Origin of the sequence: Pseudarthrobacter sp. B4EP4b (genome assembly GCF_006680095.1) — a bacterium.
In the GTDB taxonomy this organism is placed as follows: Bacteria; Actinomycetota; Actinomycetes; order Actinomycetales; family Micrococcaceae; genus Arthrobacter.
Genome location: NZ_VHIJ01000055.1, coordinates 1 through 25,500 on the forward strand (window position 1 = coordinate 1; position 25,500 = coordinate 25,500).

General features: G+C 66.5%; 25 protein-coding genes. 12 read left to right on the forward strand and 13 right to left on the reverse strand.

All coding sequences use genetic code 11. From position 1 onward, the window contains the following. Positions 1–159: 159 nt before the first annotated feature. On the forward strand, positions 160–1,485 hold the full coding sequence (locus tag FNL14_RS18875; RefSeq protein WP_255470921.1) for a carboxylesterase family protein: 1,326 nt from the start codon (positions 160–162) through the stop codon (positions 1,483–1,485). 14 nt (positions 1,486–1,499) lie between these two features. Here the strand turns inward: FNL14_RS18875 and FNL14_RS18880 are convergent, their stop codons facing one another. After that, on the reverse strand, positions 1,500–2,327 hold the full coding sequence (locus tag FNL14_RS18880; RefSeq protein ID WP_142063155.1) for an alpha/beta fold hydrolase: 828 nt from the start codon (positions 2,325–2,327) through the stop codon (positions 1,500–1,502). Between the two features lie 156 nt (positions 2,328–2,483). Between FNL14_RS18880 and FNL14_RS18885 the strand changes: the two genes are divergently transcribed. After that, on the forward strand, positions 2,484–3,245 hold the full coding sequence (locus tag FNL14_RS18885; protein ID WP_142063158.1) for a DUF429 domain-containing protein: 762 nt from the start codon (positions 2,484–2,486) through the stop codon (positions 3,243–3,245). 13 nt (positions 3,246–3,258) lie between these two features. Here FNL14_RS18885 and FNL14_RS18890 read toward each other — a convergent pair whose 3' ends face one another. Next, positions 3,259–5,646 carry a phosphoketolase gene (locus FNL14_RS18890; RefSeq protein WP_142063161.1) on the reverse strand — a complete coding sequence of 796 codons (2,388 nt, stop codon included), beginning with the start codon at positions 5,644–5,646 and terminating at the stop codon, positions 3,259–3,261. Positions 5,647–5,768: 122 nt separating this feature from the next. On the opposite strand from FNL14_RS18890, the gene FNL14_RS18895 reads away from it, so the two are divergent. Further along, the gene (locus FNL14_RS18895; protein WP_142063164.1) at positions 5,769–6,368 is read left to right on the forward strand and encodes a hypothetical protein; all 600 of its coding nucleotides are present in this window, start codon (positions 5,769–5,771) and stop codon (positions 6,366–6,368) included. Between the two features lie 6 nt (positions 6,369–6,374). On the opposite strand, the gene FNL14_RS18900 is transcribed toward FNL14_RS18895, so the two are convergent. Further along, on the reverse strand, positions 6,375–6,959 hold the full coding sequence (locus FNL14_RS18900) for a histidine phosphatase family protein (RefSeq protein ID WP_142063167.1): 585 nt from the start codon (positions 6,957–6,959) through the stop codon (positions 6,375–6,377). 72 nt (positions 6,960–7,031) lie between these two features. After that, positions 7,032–7,892 (reverse strand): HAD family hydrolase, encoded by an 861-nt coding sequence (locus FNL14_RS18905; RefSeq protein ID WP_091420306.1) that lies wholly within the window; start codon positions 7,890–7,892, stop codon positions 7,032–7,034. 256 nt (positions 7,893–8,148) lie between these two features. Here FNL14_RS18905 and FNL14_RS18910 point away from each other — a divergent pair, with 256 nt between their 5' ends. Then, a complete protein-coding gene (locus FNL14_RS18910) occupies positions 8,149–9,144 on the forward strand; it encodes an endonuclease domain-containing protein (protein ID WP_255470922.1) in 996 nt (331 codons plus the stop codon). Between the two features lie 78 nt (positions 9,145–9,222). Here the strand turns inward: FNL14_RS18910 and serS are convergent, their stop codons facing one another. Then, complete coding sequence (gene serS / locus FNL14_RS18915) at positions 9,223–10,503, reverse strand: serine--tRNA ligase (RefSeq protein WP_142063173.1); 1,281 nt, start codon at positions 10,501–10,503, stop codon at positions 9,223–9,225. Between the two features lie 90 nt (positions 10,504–10,593). On the opposite strand from serS, the gene FNL14_RS18920 reads away from it, so the two are divergent. Then, a complete protein-coding gene (locus tag FNL14_RS18920; RefSeq protein WP_142063176.1) occupies positions 10,594–11,658 on the forward strand; it encodes a diacylglycerol kinase family protein in 1,065 nt (354 codons plus the stop codon). A 45-nt stretch (positions 11,659–11,703) separates the two neighbouring features. Here FNL14_RS18920 and FNL14_RS18925 read toward each other — a convergent pair whose 3' ends face one another. The 3 genes from FNL14_RS18925 to FNL14_RS18935 form a co-directional block, all read right to left on the reverse strand. Further along, positions 11,704–11,910 carry a hypothetical protein gene (locus FNL14_RS18925; RefSeq protein WP_091420301.1) on the reverse strand — a complete coding sequence of 69 codons (207 nt, stop codon included), beginning with the start codon at positions 11,908–11,910 and terminating at the stop codon, positions 11,704–11,706. Between the two features lie 94 nt (positions 11,911–12,004). Further along, the gene (gene pheA / locus FNL14_RS18930) at positions 12,005–12,982 is read right to left on the reverse strand and encodes a prephenate dehydratase (RefSeq protein WP_142063179.1); all 978 of its coding nucleotides are present in this window, start codon (positions 12,980–12,982) and stop codon (positions 12,005–12,007) included. Between the two features lie 67 nt (positions 12,983–13,049). Next, positions 13,050–13,376, reverse strand: a complete 327-nt coding sequence (locus tag FNL14_RS18935) for a rhodanese-like domain-containing protein (protein WP_142063182.1) — start codon at positions 13,374–13,376, stop codon at positions 13,050–13,052. Positions 13,377–13,682: 306 nt separating this feature from the next. Between FNL14_RS18935 and FNL14_RS18940 the strand changes: the two genes are divergently transcribed. The 5 genes from FNL14_RS18940 (at position 13,683) to FNL14_RS23690 (ending at position 17,106) form a co-directional block, all read left to right on the forward strand. Continuing rightward, positions 13,683–15,101: an amidase gene (locus FNL14_RS18940; protein ID WP_142063185.1), complete on the forward strand. Its 1,419-nt coding sequence runs from the start codon at positions 13,683–13,685 to the stop codon at positions 15,099–15,101. A gap of 143 nt (positions 15,102–15,244) precedes the next feature. Further along, positions 15,245–15,472 (forward strand): hypothetical protein, encoded by a 228-nt coding sequence (locus FNL14_RS18945; protein WP_142063188.1) that lies wholly within the window; start codon positions 15,245–15,247, stop codon positions 15,470–15,472. Positions 15,473–15,614: 142 nt separating this feature from the next. Then, entirely contained in the window at positions 15,615–15,818 is a 204-nt protein-coding gene (locus FNL14_RS18950; RefSeq protein WP_091420292.1) for a hypothetical protein, read from the forward strand. A 219-nt stretch (positions 15,819–16,037) separates the two neighbouring features. Next, entirely contained in the window at positions 16,038–16,397 is a 360-nt protein-coding gene (locus tag FNL14_RS18955; RefSeq protein ID WP_220126204.1) for a hypothetical protein, read from the forward strand. Between the two features lie 250 nt (positions 16,398–16,647). Continuing rightward, positions 16,648–17,106: a lipopolysaccharide assembly protein LapA domain-containing protein gene (locus tag FNL14_RS23690; protein WP_255470923.1), complete on the forward strand. Its 459-nt coding sequence runs from the start codon at positions 16,648–16,650 to the stop codon at positions 17,104–17,106. Between the two features lie 138 nt (positions 17,107–17,244). Here FNL14_RS23690 and FNL14_RS18965 read toward each other — a convergent pair whose 3' ends face one another. The 3 genes from FNL14_RS18965 to FNL14_RS18975 are packed head-to-tail and all read right to left on the reverse strand — an operon-like array spanning position 17,245 to position 21,386. Next, positions 17,245–18,753, reverse strand: a complete 1,509-nt coding sequence (locus tag FNL14_RS18965) for a carboxyl transferase domain-containing protein (RefSeq protein WP_181762708.1) — start codon at positions 18,751–18,753, stop codon at positions 17,245–17,247. A 1-nt stretch (position 18,754) separates the two neighbouring features. After that, a complete protein-coding gene (locus tag FNL14_RS18970) occupies positions 18,755–19,966 on the reverse strand; it encodes a CaiB/BaiF CoA-transferase family protein (protein WP_142063191.1) in 1,212 nt (403 codons plus the stop codon). Positions 19,967–20,018: 52 nt separating this feature from the next. Next, a complete protein-coding gene (locus FNL14_RS18975) occupies positions 20,019–21,386 on the reverse strand; it encodes an SLC13 family permease (protein WP_142063194.1) in 1,368 nt (455 codons plus the stop codon). A 136-nt stretch (positions 21,387–21,522) separates the two neighbouring features. Here FNL14_RS18975 and FNL14_RS18980 point away from each other — a divergent pair, with 136 nt between their 5' ends. Continuing rightward, complete coding sequence (locus tag FNL14_RS18980) at positions 21,523–22,221, forward strand: FadR/GntR family transcriptional regulator (protein ID WP_142063198.1); 699 nt, start codon at positions 21,523–21,525, stop codon at positions 22,219–22,221. A gap of 133 nt (positions 22,222–22,354) precedes the next feature. Beyond that, positions 22,355–23,821 carry a cytosine permease gene (locus FNL14_RS18985; protein ID WP_142063201.1) on the forward strand — a complete coding sequence of 489 codons (1,467 nt, stop codon included), beginning with the start codon at positions 22,355–22,357 and terminating at the stop codon, positions 23,819–23,821. Between the two features lie 77 nt (positions 23,822–23,898). On the opposite strand, the gene FNL14_RS18990 is transcribed toward FNL14_RS18985, so the two are convergent. Next, positions 23,899–24,522, reverse strand: coding sequence for a DUF4190 domain-containing protein (locus FNL14_RS18990; protein WP_142063204.1), 624 nt, complete (start codon positions 24,520–24,522; stop codon positions 23,899–23,901). Between the two features lie 47 nt (positions 24,523–24,569). After that, positions 24,570–25,457, reverse strand: a complete 888-nt coding sequence (locus FNL14_RS18995) for a nuclease-related domain-containing protein (protein ID WP_142063207.1) — start codon at positions 25,455–25,457, stop codon at positions 24,570–24,572. Positions 25,458–25,500: the final 43 nt, after the last annotated feature.

The following is a 25,500-nucleotide window of genomic DNA, read 5'->3' on the forward strand; positions in this document are numbered from 1 at the left end:
GCATAAAGCAACGTGGGCCCACGCCCGCAGGGTTCCTTGGCCGAGCTTGCGAGGCTAGGGGGCGGGCGGGGAGGGTCACATCTCGCCCAATTCACCACCGAAATTGGGCCGGAAGTGACCCCGCGTTGTGGTTTAAGAGTTGTGCTTTAGGGTAGGTCGGTGAGCTCCGCACCCATCTTTACCCCGCCCTGCGGTCCCGTTACCGGCTGGCACGACGGGGACGTCCTCAGGGCCACCGGCATCCCCTACGCCCGGGCCGCGCGTTTCCAGCCGCCCGTTCCTGTGCCGGACTGGACCGAGCCGTATGCGGCCACCTCCCCCGCTCCAGCCTGCCCGCAGGGGCCGGTTCCGTTCCTCGACGACGTCCTGGGCACCCGCTACGGGGAACTTCCGGGCAGCGAGGACTGCCAGAACCTCTCCATCACCATGCCTGCGGATCTGGCCCCGGGCGAGCGGCTGCCTGTGATGGTGTGGATCCACGGCGGTTCCTACACCACCGGTTCGGGGGACCTGGCCATCTTTGACCCCGCAGTTCTGGTGGCCGAAAACCGCGTGGTGGTGGTTTCGGTGACCTACCGGCTGGGGCTGTTCGGGTTCCTGGCCACGCGGTCGGGCCGTCCGGGCAACCTCGGACTGCTGGACCAGCTGGAGGCCTTCCGCTGGGTGCAGCGGAACATTGCCGCATTCGGCGGCGATCCGGGCCGGGTGACGGCGTTCGGGCAGTCCGCCGGTGGCGACGCCATCGCGCACCTCATGGCCACCCCGGAGGCGCCGCAGCTGTTCCAGCGCGCCATCATCCAAAGCGCCCCGCTGGGCATCTCCCGGGGCAGGGCAAAGATGAACCATGCGATGGGCATCGCCGCCGAAGCAGTTGATGGCGCCACCCCGGCCATGGACGTGGTGGAGCGGGAGGACCACGTGGCGCAGGTGGCCCGGAAGTTCGGAATGCTGGCGGCCATGCCTTTCGGGACGCAGTACGGGCACGCACCCCTGCCGGAGGAACCGGATATCGAGGCCGCGTGGAACCGTTCCGCACCCGGGATAGAGGTGCTGATCGGGCACACGTCCGAGGAAGCGAGGCTGTTCCTGCCGCGCAGCCCGTACCTGAGCCGGCTGGCCCGCGTTCCCGTTGCCGGAACCGCCGCCGTCCGTGCCATTGACTGGGCGGTCACCGAGACCGTCTACGGCAGGGCCGCCCGGAAATTCGCCCGACGCCATGCCAAGGCAGGCGGAAAAGCCCACCGCTACGTGCTGCACTGGCATGCGCCCGGCAACATTTTCGGTGCGGCCCACACCATCGACCTTCCCCTTCTCTTCGGCAACCGGAACACCTGGGACGGCGTGGGCTTGATTGCCGGCGCGGCCTGGGAGGACGTGCACGACGTCGGGCGGCAAGTGCGGAGCCTCTGGGCGGCTTTCGCACGGGGAGACTCTCTCGGCGAAAAGGGCGGGGTCCCGGGCGCGCTGACGTACCAGGCGGCCTGACTAAGGACTTCGTGTCAGGCGGCAACCAAGTTGCGGATGGCTTCCACCAGGATGTCCTGGCGCTGGAAGTAGGCGTTGTGTCCGGCGTCCTCGACCACCAGGAGGCTGGCACCCGGAACGGTGGCGGCCACGTGCTCCGCACCGCGGCGGATGCGCGGCCTTTCCTGGTCCCCGATCAGCACCAGCAGCGGGCTGGTGATGGATTCCAGTCCTTGCTGGAACCAGTCCACATCCGCCGGATCGGCGCTGAGGAACTCGCCCTGGCTTTGTTCGAGGCTGCGCGGGTAGCGGGCGGCTTCGATGGCGGCAGCTGTGGAGCGGACGCGGATATAGCGGGCATAGTCCTTGGGGTTCTCGGCGATCCACCGCTCCGTGAAGGAATTCCCCACCCCCAGCCAGATCCGCTCGTCCGCATCAAGCGAGCTGAACACCTCGAATTTCTCTGCCTGGCCGGGCTGCCCGGGCGGCGGCACCACCAGCGGCCACCCCATCCCGCAGACCACCAGTGCTGAAGCGCCGCCGGGGTTCCGGACCGCCCAGCGGAGGGCCGTCATGCCGCCCATGGATTGGCCCACAATTACAGGTTTCTCAAGGCCGGGTGAAGCGATGAACTGGTCCAGCTCTGCGGCCCGGTCCACCAGTGGTCCCTGACGGGGCGAGTTCGAAGACCAGCCGTGATCGTAGGTGTCGTAGGTCAACACCCGGAAATCCTGCTCGAGTTCGGCCGTGATCGGCTCCCAGCAGGCTGCCGCGGAGGCATGGCCGTGCAGCAGCACAATTGGCTGGCCCCGGCCGGAGTCCGTGTAGTGGATGTCGTTGCCGAGCACGTCGAGCCAGGGCATAGGGGTTGCTCCTTTCGGGGATTGTTGGCGGGCGGCCCACCATGCACCAGAGTTCCAGATCAAAGGGTCCGGAGTCACCAGGTGTCCAGAATGGGCCAAGCCGTCCAGAACCGGGCCAGGCCGTCAAAAATGCAGCCGGAGGTAGAGTCTGGTTCCGTGAGAACGCTCGGAGTGGACCTTGCCGCGGCCACCAAAAAGACGGCGGTGGCGGTCATCGAATGGGGCCAGGGCTCCGCGCGGCTGGTGCAGCTCGCGCTCGATGTGGCTGACCAGGAGATCGTGGAGCTGTTCGGAGCCACAGACATGACGGGCATTGATTGCCCCGTCGGCTGGCCGCAGGCGCTGATCCCGTTCCTTACCGGGCATCTGGAGTTCGACGGCGGCCCCGTCCTGGCATACGACGGCATTGAGGGCCGGCGCCTCCTCGCTTACCGGGACACGGACCGCTTCGTCACCGCCAGGACCGGCCTGATCCCGCTCAGTGTCTCGGCGGACAGGCTTGCCCACCCGGCCATGCGATGCGCAGTCATCCAGGCAAAGATTGCAGCCCTGCACGGCCCACAGCCAAGGGACGGCTCCGGCAAGCTGGCCGAGGTCTATCCTGCTGCCTCGCTCAAGCTCTGGGGCCTGGCAGCCCGCGGCTACAAAGGACGCGGCACCACGGAGGCCGAACGCCTCTCAGTGCTGCTCGAAAGCCTGCGCGGGCACGCACCCTGGCTGGACTTAGCCGGGCACGAGGAACGGCTGGCCGGCTCGGACGACCTGTTTGACGCCGTCGTCGCTTCCCTTACCGCCCGGGCGGCCGCCGTCGGACTCACCGCGCAGCCTGATGACGTGCACGCCGCAGCCGCCCGCAAGGAAGGGTGGATCCACCTGCCCACAAGCGGCCTCAACGGACTGGTGGGCCTGGGCGGCTAAGAGGCGGCGGGGGTCAGCCGAGTTTCCAGTTCCGGATCTCTTCCGGGTCCTCACCGTGGGTGCGGGTGTGCTCGCGGGCTCTGATCCGGCGATCCTGGAGCTCCTGTCGCAGCATCGAGTGCTTCTCCGCCAGGCCAGGCACGCGGTCGATGGCGTCGATGGCCAGCTGGAACCGGTCGATGCCGTTCAGCATGGCCATGTCGAAGGGTGTGGTGGTGGTCCCTTCTTCCTTATAGCCGCGCACGTGCAGGCCCTCCTGGTTGGAGCGGCGGTAGGCCAGCCGGTGGATCAGCGACGGATAGCCGTGGTACGCGAAGATGACGGGCTTGTCCGCGGTGAAGATCCCGTCAAAGTCCCGCGCCGGCAGCCCGTGCGGGTGTTCGCTCTCGTCCTGCAGGCGCATCAGGTCAACAACATTGACCACGCGGACCTTCAGCCCTGGGGCGCCCAGCCGGAGCAGCTCCGCCGCCGCCACCGTCTCCACCGTAGGCACGTCGCCGGCGCAGGCCAGGACGACGTCGGGTTCCTCCCCCGGCACCTCCGAGCCCGCAAACTCCCAAATCCCCAGCCCGCGCTGGCAGTGGGTGGCGGCGTCGTCCGGCCCCAGCCAGGTGGGCGAGGGTTGTTTGCCGCTGACCACGATGTTCACGTAATCGGTGGACGCCAGGCAGTGTTCCATCACCGACAGCAGCGTGTTCGCATCCGGCGGCAGGTACACCCTGATGACTTCGGCCTTTTTGTTCACCGCGTGGTCGATGAACCCGGGGTCCTGGTGCGAAAACCCGTTGTGGTCCTGCTGCCAGACGTGTGAGGACAGCAGGTAGTTCAACGACGCGACGGGCCGGCGCCACGGCAGTTTCCGGTGCACCTTCAGCCACTTGGCATGCTGGTTGAACATCGAATCAACGATGTGGATGAACGCCTCATAGCAATTGAAGACCCCGTGCCGGCCGGTCAGCAGGTAACCCTCCAGCCAGCCCTGGCACAGGTGCTCGCTCAGCACCTCCATCACCCTGCCGGAGCGCGCCAGGTGCTCATCGACGTCGTCAATCCGGTACTGCCACACCTTGTCCGTGACCTCGTAGACGTTCTGGAGCCGGTTGGACGCCGTCTCGTCCGGGCCGAACAGCCGGAATGTTTCCATGTTCAGGGCCACCACGTCCCGCATCCAGGAACCCAAAGTGATCATGGGACTGACTCGCTCGGTCCCGGCCTTGGCAACCTCGACGGCGTGATCACGGTAGGCGGGCAGCTTCAGCGCGCGGCGGAGCAGGCCGCCGTTGGCGTGCGGTGTGGCGCTCATCCGGAAGTCGCCGGTGGGCGCACCCTCGGCGACGTCGGGCCGGAGCCGCCCGTCGCCGTCGAACAGTTCCTCCGGGCGGTAGGACTGCAGCCACTCCTCCAGCAGCCGCAGGTGGTCGCCGTTGGTGCGGACCTCGGACAGCGGTACCTGGTGGCTCCGCCACGTTCCCTCAACCTGCAGCCCGTCCACCTCGCGCGGCCCGGTCCAGCCCTTCGGCGAGCGCAGCACAATCATGGGCCAATGCGGCGCCTCAGCAACTTCCCCGCCTGCCTGCCCGCCGTTCTCCGGGGTCCGCCGGGCGCCCTGGATGGTACGGATGTCCGCCATGCAGGATTCGAGCGCCGCCGCGAAGTCCCGGTGCGCCTGCTCCGTGTTATCCGGATCCTTGACGGTGACAAAGTAGGGCTCGTGGCCGTAACCGCGCAGGAGCTGCTCGAGCTGCGCTTCAGGCATGCGTGCCAGGACCGTGGGGTTGGCAATTTTGTAGCCGTTCAGGTGCAGGATGGGCAGGACCGCGCCGTCCGCTGCCGGGTCGAGGAAGTTATGGGCGTGCCAGCTCGCGGCCAGCGGCCCGGTCTCCGCCTCGCCGTCGCCAATCACGACGGCGGCCACCAGCTGGGGATTGTCGAGGACCGCACCGTAGGCATGGGCGAGGGAGTAGCCGAGTTCACCGCCCTCATTGATGGAGCCGGGAGTCTCCGGGGCAGCATGGCTGGGGATGCCGCCCGGATAGGAAAACTGCCGGAAGAGTTCCGCCAGGCCATCCTCGTCGTTGCCCACGTGGCCATAAATTTCGGAGTAGGTGCCTTCCAGCCAGGCGTTCGCGACGACGGCGGGACCGCCATGGCCGGGACCTGCAACAAAGAGCATCTCGGCTGAGTCGCGGCGGATGACGCGGTTCAGGTGGGCGTAGATGAAGTTCAGCCCGGGCGTGGTGCCCCAGTGCCCCAGCAGCCGGGACTTGGTGTGCCCGGCCTTCAGCGGTTCGCGCAGCAGCGGGTTGGAGCGGAGGTAGATCTGGCCTACCGAAAGGTAGTTGGCAGCCCGCCACCAGCGGTCCACCAGTTCGAGTTCGTCCTGCCCCATGCTGCTGGTCATACCCATCCTCACGTCGCGGTCACCGCCCAAAGGCGGCCGTTGCTCCATCGCACCAGATGGGCCCGGACGAGGCAACCCCGCTTGCCCCGCGGAGGCTACCTGCGGGTAGGCTGTGCTTTCAGATGTTCACGCTGACAATCAACCAGACCGATAGCCGGCGCGATGGTGACCGGGTGCCGCAGCTGCTCAAGGACCTGCGGCACATTCCCGCGCGCCTGGACTTCGACCGGTCCGTGGAAGACGAAGTCCAGGGCATCGTGGAGTGCCCGCACCAGGCCGTGGAGGCTGCGCTGATCGCGCTGCGGGCCGGTGCCTGGTACGTCGGCATCGGCGTCGGGCCGGTGAATGAACCCCTGCCCAACCAGATCAAGGACGCATCCGGCCATGGGCTGGTGTACGCCCGGCGGGCGGTGGACCGGCTCCGGAACAGCAATTACAGGGTTCCGTTGGCAGTGGAGGGTCCGCTGGCCGAGGTTGCCCATGACGCCGAGGCCGTGCTGCGGCTGCTCGGGCATATTGTCCGTGACCGCTCCGATGCCGAGTGGCGGGTCCTGGACCTGCTGACTCCGGGAGTCCGAGGGCAGCAGAAAGCCGTGGCCCAGGAACTCGGGATCACCACTCAGGCTGTCAGCAAGGCGGTGGCCCGGGCACAGTGGAACGAGGAGCACGCGGCCCGGCCGGCCGCAGCACGGTTGCTGGCCCTGATCCTCGAGGCGCGCTGAGCAGGGTCAGCCCTGGCTGGCCGCCATCACCGGCTCGCCGTTGAAGTATTCGAGCTGCCAGCCGTCGATCGCGTGGTGATGCGCCAGGTTGAGCACCGCGTTGTCGATGCTTTTCAGCGTGCTGCCCACAGCGCGGCTGAGGCTCACGCGCAGGAGCGTCCCGTGCGCGACGACGAGAAGGCGCCGTCCGCGATATTCCGCGGCCAGTGCCTCCAGGGCGGCCAGGCCCCGGTCAGCTGCTTCGTCTTCGCTTTCGGCGCCGCGGAAGCCGCCAGGGATGCGGAGCGCGTCCAGTTCGGGGCCAGCCTGCATCCCCTCGGCCGGCCCAAAGCTCCGCTCCGTGAGCTCGGGCATGCGGCGGACCTCGCTGAGCCCCAGCCCGGCGGCGAGCACATCAGCCGTCTCGGCCGCGCGGCTCAGTGGCGAGGACACAATGGCGTCCCAGTCGTACGCGGACAAAACGGCGACGGCGTCACGCGCCTGTGCCCGGCCGACGTCGTTCAGCGGGATATCCGTGGAGCCCTGCAGGCGGCGCTCCGCATTCCAGTCAGTCTGGCCGTGGCGGATGAGGGCGAACGTCGTAAGGGTCATGCCCTCCATTCTGCCCGACGGCGGGACCTGGCCAGGAATTGCGGGCGCGCCGGGAGCGCCCAGTCCTCCCCGCTAAAGGAGGCTGCGCAGCACGTAGGCGGCGCCGTCGTCATACACCGAATGGGTGACCTCGTCGGCTGCCTCGATCACTTCCGCCGGAGCCTGGCCCATGGCAACTCCCCTCCCGGCCCAGGTCAGCATCTCGATATCGTTCCGCCCGTCGCCGACTGCCACCGTGAGGTGGGGTTCGATGCCGAGCCTGCCGCGCAGGTTTTCCAGGGCGCTGGCCTTGGTAACCCCCGCCGCAGCGATGTCCAGCCACGCCGTCCAACCCACCGAGTAGGTGACACCGGCGAGGCCAACGTGCTCAATGGCCTCGTTGAACTCTTCGGGTGTGTTTTCGGTGCTGAAGACCACCACGCGCACGGCGGTTGCTTCGAGCATGGTGTGGAAATCGACCCCCACAGCCTCCACACCAAAACTCGGGTCCTGGAAGCGTTCGGTGGACAGGAAGTTGCCGTCCTCGTCCTCCAGCGCGTACTTGGCCGATGGAAGCCGTTCGCGGAGGGCGCGGAGAGCGGGAGCCGGATCGAACGTGGCCTTGTGGATGACCTCGTAGCCGTTGTCCAGATCGGGGTGCAGCCGCAAGGTCACGCCGCCGTTGCAGCACACGGCGTAACCGCGGTCAATGCCGATGTTTTCAATGATGGGCAGCATGGCGTTGAGCGAGCGGCCGGTGGCGATCATGACCTCGTGGCCGGCGGCTACTACTGCCTGCGCCGCTTCACGAACAGCCGGGGACATGTGCCCGTCGTGGTCCACCAGGGTGCCATCCACGTCCAGGGCGACCATCAGCTTCTGGTCTACGTTGTTGTTTTCGTTGTCTCGCCGGTCATCGTTGCCGGCGACTGAGGTTTCAGTCAGCGTTGTCATCCATCAAGTAGAGCAGAAACCCCCAAAAAACCGCTAGGACGCGCGCCACAGAGTTATTGAACAGTTGGTTAATGGGAGTTGGCGTCCCGCGGGTCCTGCGCTCCTAAGACCGAATGGCACCCGCCAACGGACAGCGCACCCCCGCATGCGCCGGTGTAAAGTCCGTTCGCGGGTGTGCTGAGCCGTTTCCGATTGTTGTCCACATACGCCGGCAGTCGCTTCAGTGCCAACCACCGTTGCAGCAACAGTAATGGACATGCAATTGATTGATGCCGCAGCGTTCCACCGCAGTACCGGAGACTTCCGGTCACTCAGCAGGCGCTATGCCCGCGGGGAGTTGGTCCGCGTCCGGAAAGGCGTCTACGCCGCCAAGGATGAGTGGATCTCCCTGACGCCTTGGGAAAGGTACCGGCAAACAGTCCTGGCGGTGAAGCTTGAACTTCCTCAGTCCAAGTTTTGCCTCAACACCGCAGCGTCGTTATGGGATCTGGAATTGCTCGAGGTTCCGAGCCATGTCCACCTTTCCGGAGCCTCAAGGGGGCACAGGGGTGAGACGCATCCCACGACGTCTGCAGCCGTACTGCCTTCGGGACTAACCGGAATCGAAGGGATCACCGCCTACGGCATCGCACGCCACGGTCCACAGGAACCAACCGTCCGCCACCAGGAGCTGTTGCTGACGCCCCTGCCGGAGACTGTGGCGGCAGTTATCGCAAGGGACAGCTTTGCAGCCGGGGTAGTACTGGCCGACCATGCGATCGGCACCCGGCGCACCTCCGGGCCCCGTGTCAGCCGGGAAGAGTTGCTGGAGCTGGCCGCACGTCTCGATTCAGGGGCGCGCCGACGATGGGTAACCCGGGTGCTCGACTTCGCCGTTGCTAATTCAGGGTCAGCCGGCGAATCGCTGAGCAGAGCACAGATGCACGTTCTGGGTTTCCCCGCGCCCCTGCTCCAGGCAAATTTCCACATAGGAGGGCACTTCATCGCCCGAACCGACTTCTTCTGGCCCAAGTTCAAACTCATCGGGGAGTTCGACGGCGACGCGAAGTACCTGCGCGACGAGTACCTCGGCGGCCAGACCGCACGCCAGGCCGTGTTGGCCGAGAAGAAGCGCGAGGACAAACTCCGCGCAGCCGGGTTCAAAGTGGTGCGCTGGGACTGGGCGACCGCTTCGGATTCGGCCCGGCTCGGTGCACTGCTACGAAATGCGGGGCTGCCTGGCAGCGGGAACAGGAACAAGAACACCCTCTAACGGACTTTGCACCCGTGAACGCGCAGGTGCAGAGTCCGTTAGAGGGTGCGAAACCCAAGCCAGGGCCAGGGCCGAAACCTAGAGGACCGGGAGGACCTCGAGCCCGCCCAGGTACTTCTGCAGCGCCTTGGGCACGTTGACCGAGCCGTCGGCGTTCTGGTGGTGCTCCAGGAGCGCCACGATCCAGCGGGTGGTGGCAAGCGTTCCGTTCAGCGTGGCCACAGCCCGGGTGCCCTTGGTGACACCTTCGGAGTTCACGGCCCGTTCGCGGATGTTCAGGCGGCGCGCCTGGAAGGTGGTGCAGTTGGACGTCGAGGTCAGCTCGCGGTACGCACCCTGGGTGGGAACCCAGGCTTCGCAGTCATACTTGCGGGCCGCGGACGTGCCGAGGTCGCCGGCAGCCGTATCAATCACCCGATACGGCAGCTCGCATTTGGCCAGCATCTCCTCTTCCCACGCCAGGAGCCGCTGGTGCTCGGCCGCAGCCTCCTCAACCGTGGTGTAGATAAACATTTCCACCTTGTTGAACTGGTGGACACGGATGATGCCGCGGGTGTCCTTGCCGTGCGACCCGGCCTCACGCCGGTAGCACGAGCTCTGGCCTGCATACCGGATGGGCCCGGCAGAGAAGTCCAGGATCTCATCCGCGTGGTACCCGGCCAGCGCCACCTCGGAGGTACCCACCAGGTAAAGGTCGTCTTCGGCGAGACGGTAGATCTCGGCGTCGTGCTTGACGTCAAAGCCCGTACCCTGCATGGTCTCCGGACGCACCAGCGTCGGGGTGATCATGGGGATGAAACCGGCCTGGATCGCCTGGTCCATGGCCATCTGCAGCAGCGCCATCTCCAGCCGGGCACCCACGCCGCGGAGGAAGTAGAAACGTGCACCGGACACCTTGGCGCCGCGCTCCATGTCGATGGCACCGATCAGCTCGCCGATCTCCAGGTGGTCGCGGGGCTCAAAGTCGGGGAATTCGCGGGGCGTGCCCACGGTCTTGACCACCACGTAGTCGTCCTCGCCGCCTTCGGGCACACCGTCCTCGATGAGGTTGGGGATGGTGCGCAGGAGTTCCTCCTGCTTGGTCTGCGCGGCGTCGGCTTCAGCGGAGGCTGCCTTCACCGAGTTGGCGAGCTCCTTGACCTCGGCCAGCAGGGCCTTCTTCTCGTCACCCTTGGCCTGGGCCACCTTCTTGCCGAAGGCGTTCTGCTCCGCCCGGAGGTTCTCGAAGCGGATCAGCGCGGCGCGGCGTGCGGAGTCGGCGGAAATGATCGCGTCCACCACCGATTCGTCCGCGCCGCGGGCGCGCTGGCTGGCTCGGAACTTCTCCGGGTTTTCGCTGAGGTCTTTTACGTCGATCACCACATAAGGGTATCCAATCCGGCGGAGTACGACGGCGGCCGGCCACTATGCCCGAAAGCCCGCCTCCCGCCGGGATACTGTTGAGGAACCATGAGCGACCTGATTCTCTACCTGTTGATAACGGTGGCGCTTGCCTTCGCCATCTCCAGCTGGTGGGGAGTCCGCAGGCTCAAGGCCCTGCACGTGCGCAGCGCGGTTGCCGGCGAAGCACACGAGGCCGGCCTCAGCCAGCAGCGCGTGGCCGTCATACTGAATCCCATCAAGGCACGCTCCCCCGAAGCGAAAGCCGCCATCCACCGCGCCTGCCTCACGGCCGGGTGGGACGAGCCCGTCTTTTACGAGACGACGGCGGAGGATCCGGGCTTCTCGCAGGTGCGGGCAGCGTTGGCGGACAAGCCCGACGTCGTCCTGGTGGGCGGCGGCGACGGCACCGTGCGGGTGGTGGCTGAGTCCCTCGCAGGCACGAGAGTTGCCATGGGCTTGATCCCGCTGGGTACCGGAAACCTGCTGGCGCGGAATGTGGACCTGGACGTCTATGACCTCCACGGCAACGTCCAGACTGCCCTCTTCGGCCGCCAGCGCTACATCGACACCGCCCGGATGGGCATTGAGAACTCCCGGACCGGGCATTCCTCCGAACACGTATTCCTGGTGATCGCCGGACTCGGCATGGATGCTGAGGTGCTGGCCGATACCAATGCAGGCCTGAAGAAGACCTTCGGGTGGCTGGCCTATACGGAAGCCGGAATGCGCCACCTGCCCGGCCGTCGGAAGAAAATCTCCATTTCCCTGGACGGCAGTCCGGACCAGATCCGCAATGTCCGCAGCATCCTCTTTGCCAACTGCGGCCTGGTTCCGGGCGGCATCGATTTCATCCCGCAGGCCATGATCGACGACGGCATGCTGGACGTGGTGGTGATGAGTCCCCGCAGTGCCATTGGCTGGCTGCTGATGTACGTCAAGATCATGTTCAAGCACAGCGGGAAGCTGCCCATCATGACCGTCTACCGGTCCGGCAGGATCATCATCAAGTGCCCGGAACCGATGCCCACCCAGCTCGACGGGGACACGGCAGGCGAGGCCACCAAGGTCACGGTCCAGGTGGAACCGCGCTCGTTGTTGATCAGGGTTAAGGGTCAGGCGTCACTGGGCTGAACCAGCGGCTGAAGCAGCCCCGGAACCGGCGGCTGGACCAGCGGGTCAGGCGTGGGCTTCCTTGTTCGCCTCTGCCGCGGCTTTAGCGGCGGCGCGGGCCTCGGACTGCTCACGGATCATGGCCTGTTCCTCTTCGAAGCGCAGGCGGTCAGCACGGTCAGCGTCGTCGCCGTCCCAGTCCTGGTTGTCGGCAGTGGGACGGGGATTGACGATCATTCCCTGGCCATCATTGTCAGTGCTGTTGCTAGTCATGACCCGCTCCCTTCGTTAGGGGCCATCCCCATTGTGGATCAAGCAAGCATACGCATTGTCCACAGCCCGCGGAAGTGGTAGGGAAGGCAATTGCCTACGCTGTGGGCGAAGCGGCGGAACCGTTTTCCGTGCGCGCAGGTCCCGGCTGCAGCCCTGCCACCCATGCCCGGGCCGCCCGGAACGCCGCGTCCGAGGTGTGCGGTTCCACCACTGTCTCCTGCTGGTCCGCCCGCGGGTACGAGCCGAGGAAACGGGTGGCCGGGCTGATGCGGTGGAGCCCCGCCAGGGCATCGGCCAGCCGCGCGTCAGCAAGGTGGCCATCGGCGTCGATGCTGAAGAAGTAGTGGCCCAGGTACTGGCCGGTGGGCCTGGACTCGATCCGGCTGAGGTTCACGCCACGACTCGCGAACTGGTCCAGGATCTCCATCAGGGCGCCCGGCCGGTCTTCGGGCAGCGGCACCACAACTGTGGTCTTGTCCGCGCCGGTGCGCTGGGGGAGGATGCCCGGACGGCTGACCAGGATGAACCGTGTTACCGCATCCGGATTGTCACCAATGTCCCGTGCGAGCGCGGAGAGTCCTGGCTGTTCGTCGGCAACGAGCGGGGCGCAGATCGCGGCGTCATAGGAGCAGTCGTCGGCGAGTAGCCCCACGGCAGCCGCAGCGGTGGAGGATCCTGGAACGTATTCCGCGTCCGGAAGGTGGGCGTCCATCCACAGCCGGCACTGCGCCCAGGCATGGCCATGTGTGGACACCCGCCGGATATCCTGCAGCCGCACACCCGGCCGGGTCACCAGGACAAAGCTGACAGGCACCAGGACCTCGCGGACGATCCGCAGTTCCTGCCCGCTGGCAATGGCGTCAAGGGTGGCGGTGACACCGCCCTCCACGGAGTTTTCGATCGGCACCATGGCGGCGTCGGCGGAACCCTCGCGGACTTTGTCCAGTGCTGCGTTCACGTTCGACGCCGGCACGCGCCTCGCCTGCGCAGCGCCCGGCACCTGCAGCAGCGCGGCCTCCGTGAACGTGCCTTCGGGCCCAAGAAAGGCATAGGTGACGCGGGACGCAGGCATAGGTATTCCTTTTGAAGCATATGAGCGCCCTGGACAGGCGGCGGAAGGGCGGGGACGCGCGCGGAGGCTAGAGCACCATGGGCTTCAACCCGTTATCCGAGACCAGGGGCTTTCCGGCTTCCAACCACTGGTCCATGCCTCCGGAGACATTGATGGCGGTGTAGCCCTGGCCGGTCAGCCACTGTGCGGCGCGGAAGGACCGGCCGCCGGTCCGGCAAATGACGTAGAGATCCTGGTCCGGATCGAGTTCATCGAGCCGGGCAGGCAACTGGTCCAAGGGAATGTGGAGGGCGCCGTCGGCATGGCCGGCCACCCATTCGTAGTCCTCACGGACATCAAGGATCGCGGCGTCGTCGGGGATGTCATTGACGGGGACGGTATCGAAATCGCTCATGGGGAGTCCTGTCTGGCAGATCGTGGGTCAGCTTTAAGCCTAGTACCCTGCCCTAAGCCATCGGCCGGCACGTCACCGTCCCCGGGACCAGCACCGTCGCCGAACCCAGCGCTGTCCCCCGCATCAGTCCCACTTGCGGCGGCCCGCACCCTTGCCTTTGCGGAAGGGCCGCGGGTTAGGCTTTTTAGGACCATCTTGCAGCAAGAAGCCTGGGAGGATCCTTGCCGGTAGACCACCCCGCCGCCTCCAGCGGCGCGGCCCCGGAGTCCCTGGAGCTGTGCGGAGAGTCTTGGGACCCGGGGCACTTTGGCTGAGCTCCACGAACTTTCCGCCGTCGCCCTCCGGAACAGCCTGCGCACAGGTGAGATTTCCTCCGCGGAGGCCACAGCCCACTTCCTGGCGCGGATTGAAGAGCAGAATCCCCTGCTGGGCGCGTTTGTCACGGTGACGGCCGAGCAGGCGATGAAGAGTGCCCGCGCCGCCGACTCGCTCTTTGCCCGAAACCTCCCGGAAGAGCTCCCGCTCCTGCACGGTATGCCCCTGGCTTTCAAGGACCTCACCGACGTAGCCGGCATAGTGACCACCCACGGCAGCGCGGCCCTGGACCACAAACCCGCTGTCACCGACAGCCCCCTGGTGGCGCTGCTCAAGGAAACGGGCGTGGTCTCGCTGGGCAAAACCCAGGTGCCGGAATTCGGACTGACGGCTTACAGCGAAAACCGGGTGGCGCCGCCGTCGCGCAATCCCTACGCCCTGAGCAGGAGCTCGGGTGGATCCTCCGGCGGCAGCGCGGCGGCTGTGGCCGCCGGACTGCTTCCCTTCGCTCCCGGCACGGACGGCGGCGGTTCCATCCGGATCCCTGCCGCGGCGTGCGGCCTCGTGGGGCTTAAACCCGGCCGCGGGCTGGTGCCCGCTGGGGAAAGCCTGGGCGACCCCGGCAGGTTGGTGGTGGCCGGTCCCCTGGCGCGGAGCGCCGCTGATGCGGCATTGATGATGGATGCGCTGGTCCCGGCCGGGTCCGCGGAAGGCAGCTACCTTGCGTCGGTGGAACACGAGCCGCCTCGGCTGCGGATCGGCGTCACGCTGGACAGCCCCTGGCAGGGGACCTTCCCGTTCACCCCGGACCAGGAGGCCATGGACGCACTCCGTGCGGGGGAGAAACTCCTGGAAGGCGCCGGCCATTCGCTCAGCGAGGCAGCGGTCCGATACGACAACCGGTATCCGGATGCGTTCACTACGGCCTGGACGGCGGCAGTGGGTGCGGCGCGGATCAGTCCCCACCGTGAAGCGTTGCTGGCGCCGCTCACCCGGACTTTCCGCCGCAGGGCCCAGCAGCGAAGTTCTGCCAAGCTGAACGAGGCCCTGGCCTTCCTGCGGCAGTTTGAGCGGGACACGGTGACGCAGTACGCACAGTGGGACCTGCTGCTGATGCCGGCACTCGCCCAAACGCCACGCCCCGTGGGCTGGTTCACGGGAGCGTCGCACGGCAACTCGCCTTGGCCGTCGGCACAGTGGGCCGGTGATGCCGACGGCGACTACCGGAAACAGTGCGAATTCGCCCCGTGGTCCTCGATGGTTAACGTGTGCGGCCTGCCAGCGATCAGTATTCCCGTCCACTGGACCGGTGGCCCACCCGGCGAAGGGCTGCCGATGGGGGTTCAACTGGTGGGCCCCTTGGGCTCTGAGACGCTCCTGCTGCAGGTGGCCCGGCAACTGAGCTTCTAACACTTCCCCGTTCCAAACCTTGGGGTTGTTGACCTGGATCTAACGCCGGCTTCATCCGCCTGTAACCCCGGGGAAGCAGACTGGGCAGGACCAGACAGTTTCCCGTTCCGGGATGTGCCATCACTCGAAGGGGAGTTGCCGCAATGAATGCAGAATCCTCCACCACAACAAGCAGCGGCACATCGCAGCCGGCAGGTGACAGGTCGGACCTCAGCAACGCCAATGTGAGGGAGGACCTGGCCACCACGGGACGGTGCGCCCTGGTGCACCTGCCCACCGGCTGGACCTGCCTGCTGCCGCTCCGCCACCCGGGGCCTTGCCAGTTCCATCAGCCGCAGGAGGCCGAGGACGTACTGTCCGGTGGCCATTGACCAGGCGTCCAGGCCTTCCCGTCCGCTGCCTGTTTCCACCCTGGCGGTTCACAGCTCATGGACAAGGCCGCACTGTCCACACCTCGACTCCGGGGGCTGACAGGAGGACGATTAAAGGGCAGTCACTATGAGGAGGCCTGTGATGTGCTATTCATCCAGCAAGGACTTCGGGTGGGGCATCAGGAAAGAAACTGAACGCCAGCCCGAGGCGAAGCAGGAAACCCCGGCGGAAACTCCGGAGAAGCCGGTCAAGGCGCAGGACTTCACGTTCTGGGCATTCCCCAACTGGCGCAGGACGCCAGCTCCGCGCACTCCCTCGGCTGAAAAGAGCAAAGAGAGGGTCTGACGCCTTGACGGTGCGTTAACACGGAAGGGACTCCGCCGGAGCCCCTTCCGCTTTGTTTGCGAGGGTTGTGTTTGCGAAGGCTATGTTTGCGAGGGTTATGTTTGCACCCTTTGCTTTTGCAGGGGCGTAGTTGCGACGGTTGCCTGCGGAGAGTGTATTTTGTGGAGCACGGCGGGCTGCGGCAGCACGAATCATATTTTGGCGGAAAGGATCAGCACGGTGAACGGACTGTATGTGCATGCGGCCACCCTGTTGATGGAAGGCGCCGCCGATCCTGCTGCTCCCGGTGCGGCCATCACTACCGCCTTATGCGGGAACTGGGAACACCCGCCGCCGTGCCCGCTGGCCGCGCACCATACCGGCTGGTCCCGCGAGGGGGACAGCGTTTCGCTGCGGATCGTCTTCGCCACCGCGCCCGCATCTGAGCCCGAGGTGCGGCGGCTCATCGGCAGCGCCCTGGCGTCCGGCGCGTTCGACACGCCTGACGGCACCACTTCACGGTGGACACTCCTCACAAGCGGCCCGGGAGAACTGAGCGCCAAGGAACTGGAGCACGCTGAACGGATTTCCGGAACGTAGCAGCGATTTCGGGAACCGGAACCGCCGGAACCTGAGCTGCCAAAAGCCGGCCAAGGCATTGTGGGATGCTTGCGTTGGCGGTAGCGGTAGGACTCACCGGGCAGGCCCAGGAGGGACTTCGGCGACCGGACCTGCAGTGCCGGATACCGCTGAATCTCCATCCCGTTGTACTGTTCCGCCGACTCCCATTAGGGTAGGACCATAAGCATGCTTAGTATCAGTCCATAGGAGTCCTGGGAAGGGAACCAGCATGAGCACCGGAAACTACCCGCCAGCCGGACAGCCGGAATCCGCGGGACGTTACGTCGAACCCAACCCGCCTGGCGAAACACCCGCACACGTCGACGCCAACACCGGTCACGGCACGGCCCCGGACACCGCTGGCGTCCAGGCACCGAATTCGACGCCGTCAACCACCCCACCGCCCGCCCGCCCTGCCACCAACCATGCGCCGGTGACCCGCGCCGGCGTAGTGTGGGCCGCCGTCGTGGCAGCGCTGGTACTCCTGATTTTGCTGATCATCTTCATCCTGCAGAACCAGGACCTGGTGCTCGTCCGGTACTTCGGGTTTGAGGGTTCGGTCCCGCTGGGGATGGCCCTGTTTATTGCCAGCGTGTCAGGGGCAGTAGTGGTTGCCGTGGCCGGCGGCGCCCGGATTCTGCAGCTCCGCAGGAACGCCCACCGCGCCCGCGCCACGCAGCGCAGGTAGCCTCCCCCAGTAACAAACGGCGGCAACAGGCAACGGTAACAAGCGTGGCGGCATGCACCGGTGGCGCAGTCGAGGCAGCCATATTGGGGGTTCAGTGCCGCCAGCGGGCGCGGCGCATGAAGCACCGCGCCGCCGGGGTCACCCGTCGCCCAGGCTCCGGTACTTCGCAGAGCGGGCCGCCACCAGCTCCGGCACGGGACTGCCTGCCACGGATGCCAGCTCGTATTCGATAGCGAGCGCCATCCGCCGGCAGAACTCCTGGGGTTCCAGCGAGGCGTCGTCGCGCTCATCCACGATATGGTCCACCAGGCCGTTGGCGTAGAGTGCCGCGACATTCACGCCCTGGGCCTGCGCCATGGCCGGAGCATGTGCAGTGGTCCGGTGGACGATGGCACTGGCCCCTTCGGGCGGCAACGGTGAGAGCCAGCTGTGCTGCGCTGCGATGGTCCGGTCCGCCGGCAGCAGTGCCAGGGCTCCTCCCCCGGCGCCCTGGCCCAGCAGCACCGAAACGGACGGCGCTTCCAGCCCGATGAGCTCGTGCAGCGAGCGCGCGATCTCGCCCGCCAGCCCGCCTTCTTCCGCTTCCTGCGAGAGGGCTGCGCCGGCGGTGTCGATGACAGTGAGCAGCGGCAGCCGCAGTTCCTCGGCCAGCTTCATGCCGCGCCGGGCCTCACGCAGCGAGCCGGGACCCATCCCGGCCGCGTCCCTGCGCAGCGGGCGGGCGTGCCCCAGGACGATGCAGGACTGTCCGCCAAACCGCGCAAGGGCCAGGAGGAGCCCGGGGTCCTTCTCCCCCTGCCCCGTTCCGTTCAGGGGCAGGGCATCGGAGGCGCCGTGTCTCAGGAGCTGCCGCAGGTCCGGCCGGCGGGGCCGCCGGGAAATGCCAATGGAGGTCCATGCGTCCACCGGAGCCGGCCGGACGGCAAGCGAGGGCGGCGGCGCCGGCAGCGGACCACGGCGGGCGCAGAGGATATCCAGCGCCCTGGCCACCAGGCAGGCAAGGTCAGCAGGCTCCACCACGCCGTCGATCAGGCCCTTGTTGAACAGGTTTTCCGCCACCTGGACGTTCTCCGGGAACGCTTCGCCGTGCAGGGCTTCGTACACCCGCGGGCCCAGGAAGCCCAGGAGGGAACCCGGTTCGGCCACGTTGATGTGGCCCAGGGATCCCCAGGAGGCCATGACGCCGCCGGTGGTCGGGTGGCGCAGGTAGACCAGGTAGGGCAGGCCGGCCTGGCGGTGGGCGCGCACCGCACCGGTGATCTTCACCATGGACAGGAAGGCCAGCGTTCCCTCCTGCATCCGGGTGCCGCCGGACGCTGGCCCGGCCAGCAGCGGCAGTCCCTCTGCAGTGGCCCGTTCGATGGCGGCCACGATCCTTTGAGCTGCAGCATGGCCGATCGATCCCGCCAGGAAGGAAAACTCACTGACGATCACCGCCACCCGTCGTCCACGGATGAGTCCGGCACCGGTGATGACGGATTCGTCAGTCCCGCTGCGTTCACGTGCTTTGGCGAGGTCGCGGAAGTATTCCTCGGACAGTGCGGGTTCCTGCGCAGGTGAATCCCAGGAGACAAACGAGCCGTCGTCCACTACGGCGGCCAGCAGTTCGGCGGCATTGAGGTGCCGCACCTTTTCAACGGTGGGCATGTCAGGACACTCCCGCTGCAACAGTTTCCAAACTGAGCCATTCCCGGATTGCCGGCCCGTCTTCATCCAGCAGCGGCGGCGCGTCGTGCTCGGTGACGGTGGTTTCCGCAGCGTCACCGGGGGCGAAGAACCTCAGCGGCGGCCCGGGCAGGCTGACCTTGCCGAGTACCGGATGGTCCACATCCACCACGAGGCCCTGGGACGCCACCTGCTCCCATGCGTACACCTCATCAAGCGAGCGCACCTTCCCGGCCGGGATCCCGGCGTCGTTCAGTTTCTGCAGCAACTCTGCTGCTCCGTAGTCCGCGAAAGCGCGTTCGACGGCGGCAATCACCGCGGCGCGGTTCCGCACCCTCTCGGCGTTGCTGGCGAAGCCCGGCGCTGCCGGGTCCAGGCCGAAGGCGGCGGCGAAGGAGGACCAGAGCTTTTCGCTGCCGACGCTGATCTGCACGCTGCCGTCCTTGCAGTTGAACAGGCCGTAGGGGGCGATGGAGGGATGGTGGTTTCCCTGCGCTTCGGGGACTTCCCCCGCCACCGTGGTTCGGGTGCCCTGGAAGGCGTGGACCCCGATCAGGGATGCCAGCAGCGAGGTGCGCACCACCTGGCCGCGGCCCGTCCGCTCCCGCTCGACCAGGGCCGCCAGGACACCGAACGCACCGTTCATGCCCGCGAGCAGGTCCGCGATGGGGACGCCCACCCGCTGGGGATCGTCGGGCCCCGAGCCGGTGAGGGACATCAGCCCCGCCTCGCCCTGGAGGATCTGGTCATAGCCGCTGCGCTGCGATTCCGGCCCGTCATGGCCGAAGCCTGTGATGGACAGGATCACCAGCCGCGGGTTCAGCTCGTGCATGGCCGCAGGCGAGAAGCCCAGCCGGTCCATCACCCCGGGGCGGAAGTTTTCGATCACCACGTCGGCGCGTTCCAGCAGCCCGCGCAGCACTTCCTGGCCGTCAGCGCTTTTCAGGTCCAGGCTGATGGATTCCTTGTTGCGGTTGCAGGACATGAAGTAGGTGGACTGGAGATCATCGGCGGGCCCGACAAAGGGTGGGCCCCAGCCCCGGGTATCGTCCCCGGTTCCCGGGTTCTCCACCTTGATGACGCGGGCACCGAGGTCCGCCAGCATCATGCCGGCGTGCGGACCTGCCAAAGCGCGGCTCAGGTCAACTACAAGGTGGCCGGACAGGGGGCCCCGTGCGTTATCGGTTCTGCTCATGTGCGGGTTCCTTTTTTCGAACAGGCGGGGAAGTTTGCGCGCGGCCGGCCAGCTACAGCCATCCGGGCACCACCAGTGCCAGCCACGCCAGGATGGGCCCGGCGACGATCACGATGCCGCTGTAGCCCAGGATCTTTTTGTAGAACCGGTCCTTGTCCACGCCCTCGGGGGCGTTGGCGAGCACCAGCGCGCCGTTGGTGGAAAACGGCGAAACGTCCACGATGGTGGCGGAAACGGCGAGAGCGCAGATGACGCCGACCGCCCCTATTTCACCGGTGGAAAGGAACGGCACGGCCAGCGGGATCAGGGCCGCCAGGATGGCGGTGGACGAAGCGAAGGCGGAAACCACGGCACCGATGAAGCAGATGAGCAGGGCCGCCAGCAGCGGCATGCCCATGCCGGCCACGCCGTTGGAGACGAACTCGATGGTTCCCGCTTCCTCCAGTACGCCAACGAAGGTGAGCATGCCGCAGATGAGCAGCACGGTAGACCAGCTGATCTTGTTGATGGCACCTTTCTGGGCTGCCGGCGAGACAAGCGCCAGCACGATGGCGATGGTGATGGACACGAACCCGACGTCCACCTTGAACCCGAGGGCGATGACGGCCAGTGCGACCAGGCCGGCGATGGTGACCAGCTGCGGAATCCGCTCGGAGCGCTCTTTGGTGGCCGCGACGCCGTCACCCGCGGGATCCCGGGGGCCATACATGCCGGAGCCGAAGCCCTTGAACGGCACATCGGAGCCGGCCTTGGCTCCGACGCTGACGGCCATCCGCGCCTCGGCGGCCTGCTCCACGAAGTGCCCCACCTTGGAGGACAGCAGTCCGCGGCCGCCCAGGACAACAAAGAGGACCAGCGCGATGAGGAGGTTGAAGACGAAGCTGGAAAGGAACAGTGCGGTGGGGCTGAAGGCCAGGTCGGTCTTTGCAAGAATGCCGTTGACCGTGACGCCGTAGACGGCGATGGGCGAGAAGCCGCCGGCCTGGGCGCCGTGGATCACCATCATGCCCATCAGGAGCGGGCTGATCTTGTACTTCCCGGCGAAGCTGAGCGCGATGGGGGCAATGATGGCGACGGCGGCGGGAGACAGTGCGCCCACGGCCGTGATGACTGCGGTGATGGCGAACATGACCCAGGGGATGAGGGCCACCCGGCTTCCCACGAGCCGGACGGCGCCACGCACGAGGAGGTCGATGGTGCCGTTGTTCTGGGCAATGGCGAACAGGTAAGTGACGCCAACAATGGTCAGGAAGAGGCCGCCGGGGAAGTTGGCCAGGATCTCGTTGGTGGACATGCCCAGCACCACGGCGCCGAGCAGGAACGCGCCGACGAAGGCGAGCGCGCCCATATTGAGGGGCAGGACGGTGGCAAGCAGGAACATCGCCGCCAGGATGATGATCGACAAGACAGGAGCGGACATCGTTGGTCCTCCGTTGGGGAAAGAAGAATGTGACGTGAGTAACTGGCTCACTGGACTAGCCTCTTAGACAGTGAGTCTATCTGTCAATAGGAACAGGCATGTATTCTGGGAGGACCTACGACGTAGACGAGGCTTTGTGGAGAAGACAGCGCGGCTTGGACTGGAGCGGGTGACCCGCCCCCGGCTGTACGAACAGCTGGTGGAGCAGATCCTCGCGTATATCGAATCGGCCCAGCTGGGACCAGGTGATCTCCTGCCCGCGGAACGTGACCTGGCCGAGCGGCTTGGCGTTTCCCGTGCCACCCTGGCCCAGGCCCTGGTGGCCCTTGAGGTGCTCGGAGTCATCGATGTCCAGCACGGAACCGGTGCCGTGCTGGCGCGGCGGCCCAGTGTTGCGTCCGTGATCAAGGGGTTGCGTGAACACCGCAGCCGGCTCCCGGAGATCGTGGAGGCCCGCAGCACGCTGGAGGTGAAACTCGCGGCCCTCGCCGCCGCCCGGCGCACGGAGGATGACCTCGCGGCAATAGACCACGCCCTGGACGTGATGTCCCAGGAGATCGACGACGGCGACCGCGGCACCCACGGCGACGAGCTGTTCCACCAGGCCGTCACTGGCGCCGCTCATTCCAGCGTGCTGGCGCAGCTCATGGCGTTCATCGCCGAGATGATCCTTGAGACAAGGATGGAGTCGCTCGGCCAGCCCGGCCGCCCCGAACAGTCCCTGGCTTCACACCGCAAGATCGCCGATGCCATCCGCGCGCAGGATCCGGAAGGGGCGGCCGAAGCCATGCTGGCGCACATCGAGCTCGTCTCGGATGTGGAGCTGCTCCGCTGACCGCGTCCCGGCAGCGACACGCCGAAACCTGCCTCCCCTGTCTCCTATCCCGGACAAAGCCGCGCTGATTCCGGTTCTCATTGGCCGCCTGACCCGGTGTGATTGAACGAACGTTTATCACAAGGAGTTGGCCATGGCCGCAGCAAGCAGTGCCGTAGAGGCACGATCAATTGAAATGATTCCGCCCGGCGAGCGCCACGGCCATCCGCGGGGGCAGTTCACGCTCTGGTTCGGCGCGAACGCCCAAATCACTGCAATCGTTGACGGTGCGCTGGCGGTGGTTTTCGGCGCCGATGCCTTCTGGGCCATTGTGGGCCTGCTGGTGGGCAACGTGGTGGGCGGGGTTGTTATGGCCCTGCACTCGGCCCAGGGACCAAAGCTGGGACTGCCGCAGATGATCTCCAGCCGGGCACAGTTCGGCGTGTACGGGGCCGTGATCCCGCTTGCCCTGGTGATCCTGATGTACGTGGGGTTCGCCTCCACCGGAACCGTGCTCTCCGGCCAGGCCATCAACCTGATGCTCGGCGTGGACGTTCCCGCCGTCGGCATCCTCATCTTCGGCGCCGCGACGGCCCTGCTGGCGATCCTCGGCTACAAGTACATCCATGCCCTCGGACGCATCGCCACGGTGATGGGGCTGGCAGGCTTCCTCTACCTGACCGTCGCCGTCCTCACCAAGTTCGACGTCACCCAGGTGATGATGGTCAAGGGGTTCGAGTGGCCCACGTTCCTGACCGCGATCGCCCTCGGCGCCGGCTGGCAGCTGACCTTCGGCCCGTACGTGGCCGACTACTCCCGCTACCTTCCCGCCGACACCTCCGAGCGCAAGACCTTCTGGTACACATTCGCGGGATCCGTGGGCGGTGCGCAGTGGGCCATGACCCTGGGCGCCCTCGCCGGCGGGCTCTCTGCCGCAAAACTGGGCGGGGACTTCCTGAAGAACCAGGTGGGGTACATGGGCGACCTCGCCGGCGGCGGGCTGATCGCCGTTTTCATCTACCTGGTGATCGTCACGGGCAAACTCACCGTCAACTGCCTGAACGCCTACGGCGCGTTTATGTGCGGGGTCACCATCAGCACCGCGGTCAACCGCAAGGACACGGTATCGAAGACGTTGCGGATCGTCTTTATCATCGCCGTTATCGGGGCCAGCGTCCTGATTGCACTCTTTGGGAGCAAGGACTTCCTGAACCTGTTCAAGAACTTCGTCCTGCTGCTTTTGATGGTGTTCACGCCCTGGTCCGCGATCAACCTGGTGGACTACTACAAGATCTCCCGCGACCGGCTGGACATCCCGGCCCTCTACAATCCGGACGGCCGGTACGGGCGCTGGAACACGGCCGCGCTGGTGTCCTACGGGGTGGGCGTACTGGTCCAGATCCCGTTCCTCGCGCAGGCACTCTACACGGGACCGGTCACCAAATGGCTGGGCGGAGCGGACATCTCATGGCTGGTGGGGATCGCCGTGACCCTCGCCGTCTACTACCCCTGGGCAAAGGCCACCAACCGGGCGCCGGCCGAATCCATTTATCCGGACAGCGCGTACCAGGACAGCTCTGCGGAGGACACCGTTCCGCTTGCAGCCGGCGGCAAAGCCTGAAGAACTAAAAATGCCCCATCACTTTTGGTCCCTAAAACCGCATCTTGGGGACTAAAAGTGATGGGGCATCTGCAGGTTTAGAAGGTGTAGGAGGAACTGCTGGTGGAACTGGCGATGGCCAGGCCGATGATGGCCAGCAGCCAGAACGCGCCATAGCCCAAAAGACACAGGTATCCGAGCACCAGGCCCGTGATGGACATGCCCTTGGCGGACGGCTCCCGCTTAAGCGCCAGGTGGCCGGTGACGATTGCGGCGATCTGCGGCAGCAGGATGAAGCCCATGATCACCGAGGCAATGCCGCACACCATGCTGGCGATGCTGAGCGTCTTCGGTTCGGCCGGCATGCCGTAGTAGCCGGGCTGGGCGTAGGGGCGCTGCTGGCCGTAAGGGCTCGGTGGCTGGTTGTAAGGGCTCGGCTGGCCGTAAGGGCCCTGCTGATTGTAAGGGCTGGGCTGGCCGTACGGGCTGGGCGGCTGGTTGTAAGCGGCGTACTGACCCTGTCCTTCGTAGGGGTTCTGGCCGTAGCCGCCCTCGCCATAGTTGCCCTGCCTGTACCGATCCTGTCCGTACTGATCCTGCCCGTACTGGGACTGGGACGTGGCCTCCGGACCAAACGGCGGGGCGAACCGCGGTTCAAAGCCCGATGGCGGGTTGCCGTCAGGGTGCTGGGATTCAGGCCGGTGGGCGGGCTGGTCAGTCAAAGTTGTCCCCCTGGAAGTTTTGCTTCCAGACTACCGCCGCGAACAGGTCAACGTCCCAGGTAGGGCAGCACGTACACGGCGAAGATGACGAAGGCAGCGAGGAGGGCCAGCCGTCCGCCCCCAGTTGTGCCGCGCTTGCAGCCCTTGGCTTTACGGGCGCCCGCTCCCGCCTTCGGAGGATACCCCCGGACTGCGGAACTTCCTGACCCGGCACGGCGTGACACTGTTCGGGCGGGCACGGGACGCGGTTCCGCCGTCCCCGGACCGCCTGTAACTGACGGGGCGGGCCGTGGGTCCGCCGGCCTTACCACCGTTCCGGGCCGCACGCTCCGGAAGGCGGTGATGCCAGGCTCCTGCTCGTGCGTGAGTTGCTGTCCGAGGTGTGCGTAGAGCCCCACCACCGTTTGCTGGTCCAGGACCGGGGGCAAGGCTTCGATGGCGCCCACCACCCGCTGGGCGCCCACCACGGCAACATCCGAGTTGGTCACGCCGAAGAGGTCCGGCTGGGCCGCCATACAAATCAGGGGGCGCACGGTCCGGCGGTGCGGCGGCGCCAGAACGGAGGCGACGGCGGCGCATTGGGCCAGTGCCCCTTCCACCGCCTGCGTGCGTGCGTACCGGCCCTGCCACAGCACGCCGGAAGCGACCCTGACTTCGCCGGTCCAGTTCTTGGCGTCCACCACCACCACGCCGCCGGGCCCTACGAGGACATGGTCAAGGTTCGCTTTCGGCCGGCCGGGCCAGTGCACGTCATGCAGCACGTACCAGCCGCGAGGGACCAATTCGCTGAGCTTCTCCGCCACAACGCGCTCACCGACGGCGCCTGCGTCCCAGGCTTTGGTGGTGCGTTCGGCTTGGTCGAGCTGCCGTTTCAACCTGGCAACCCGTTCGGCCGCCAGCCTGGACTGCTCCGCTGCCCCGTCCCCTGCCCCCATGGCCGTCCCTGCTTCCCTGCCGCACATATGACGGCGGAAGGCC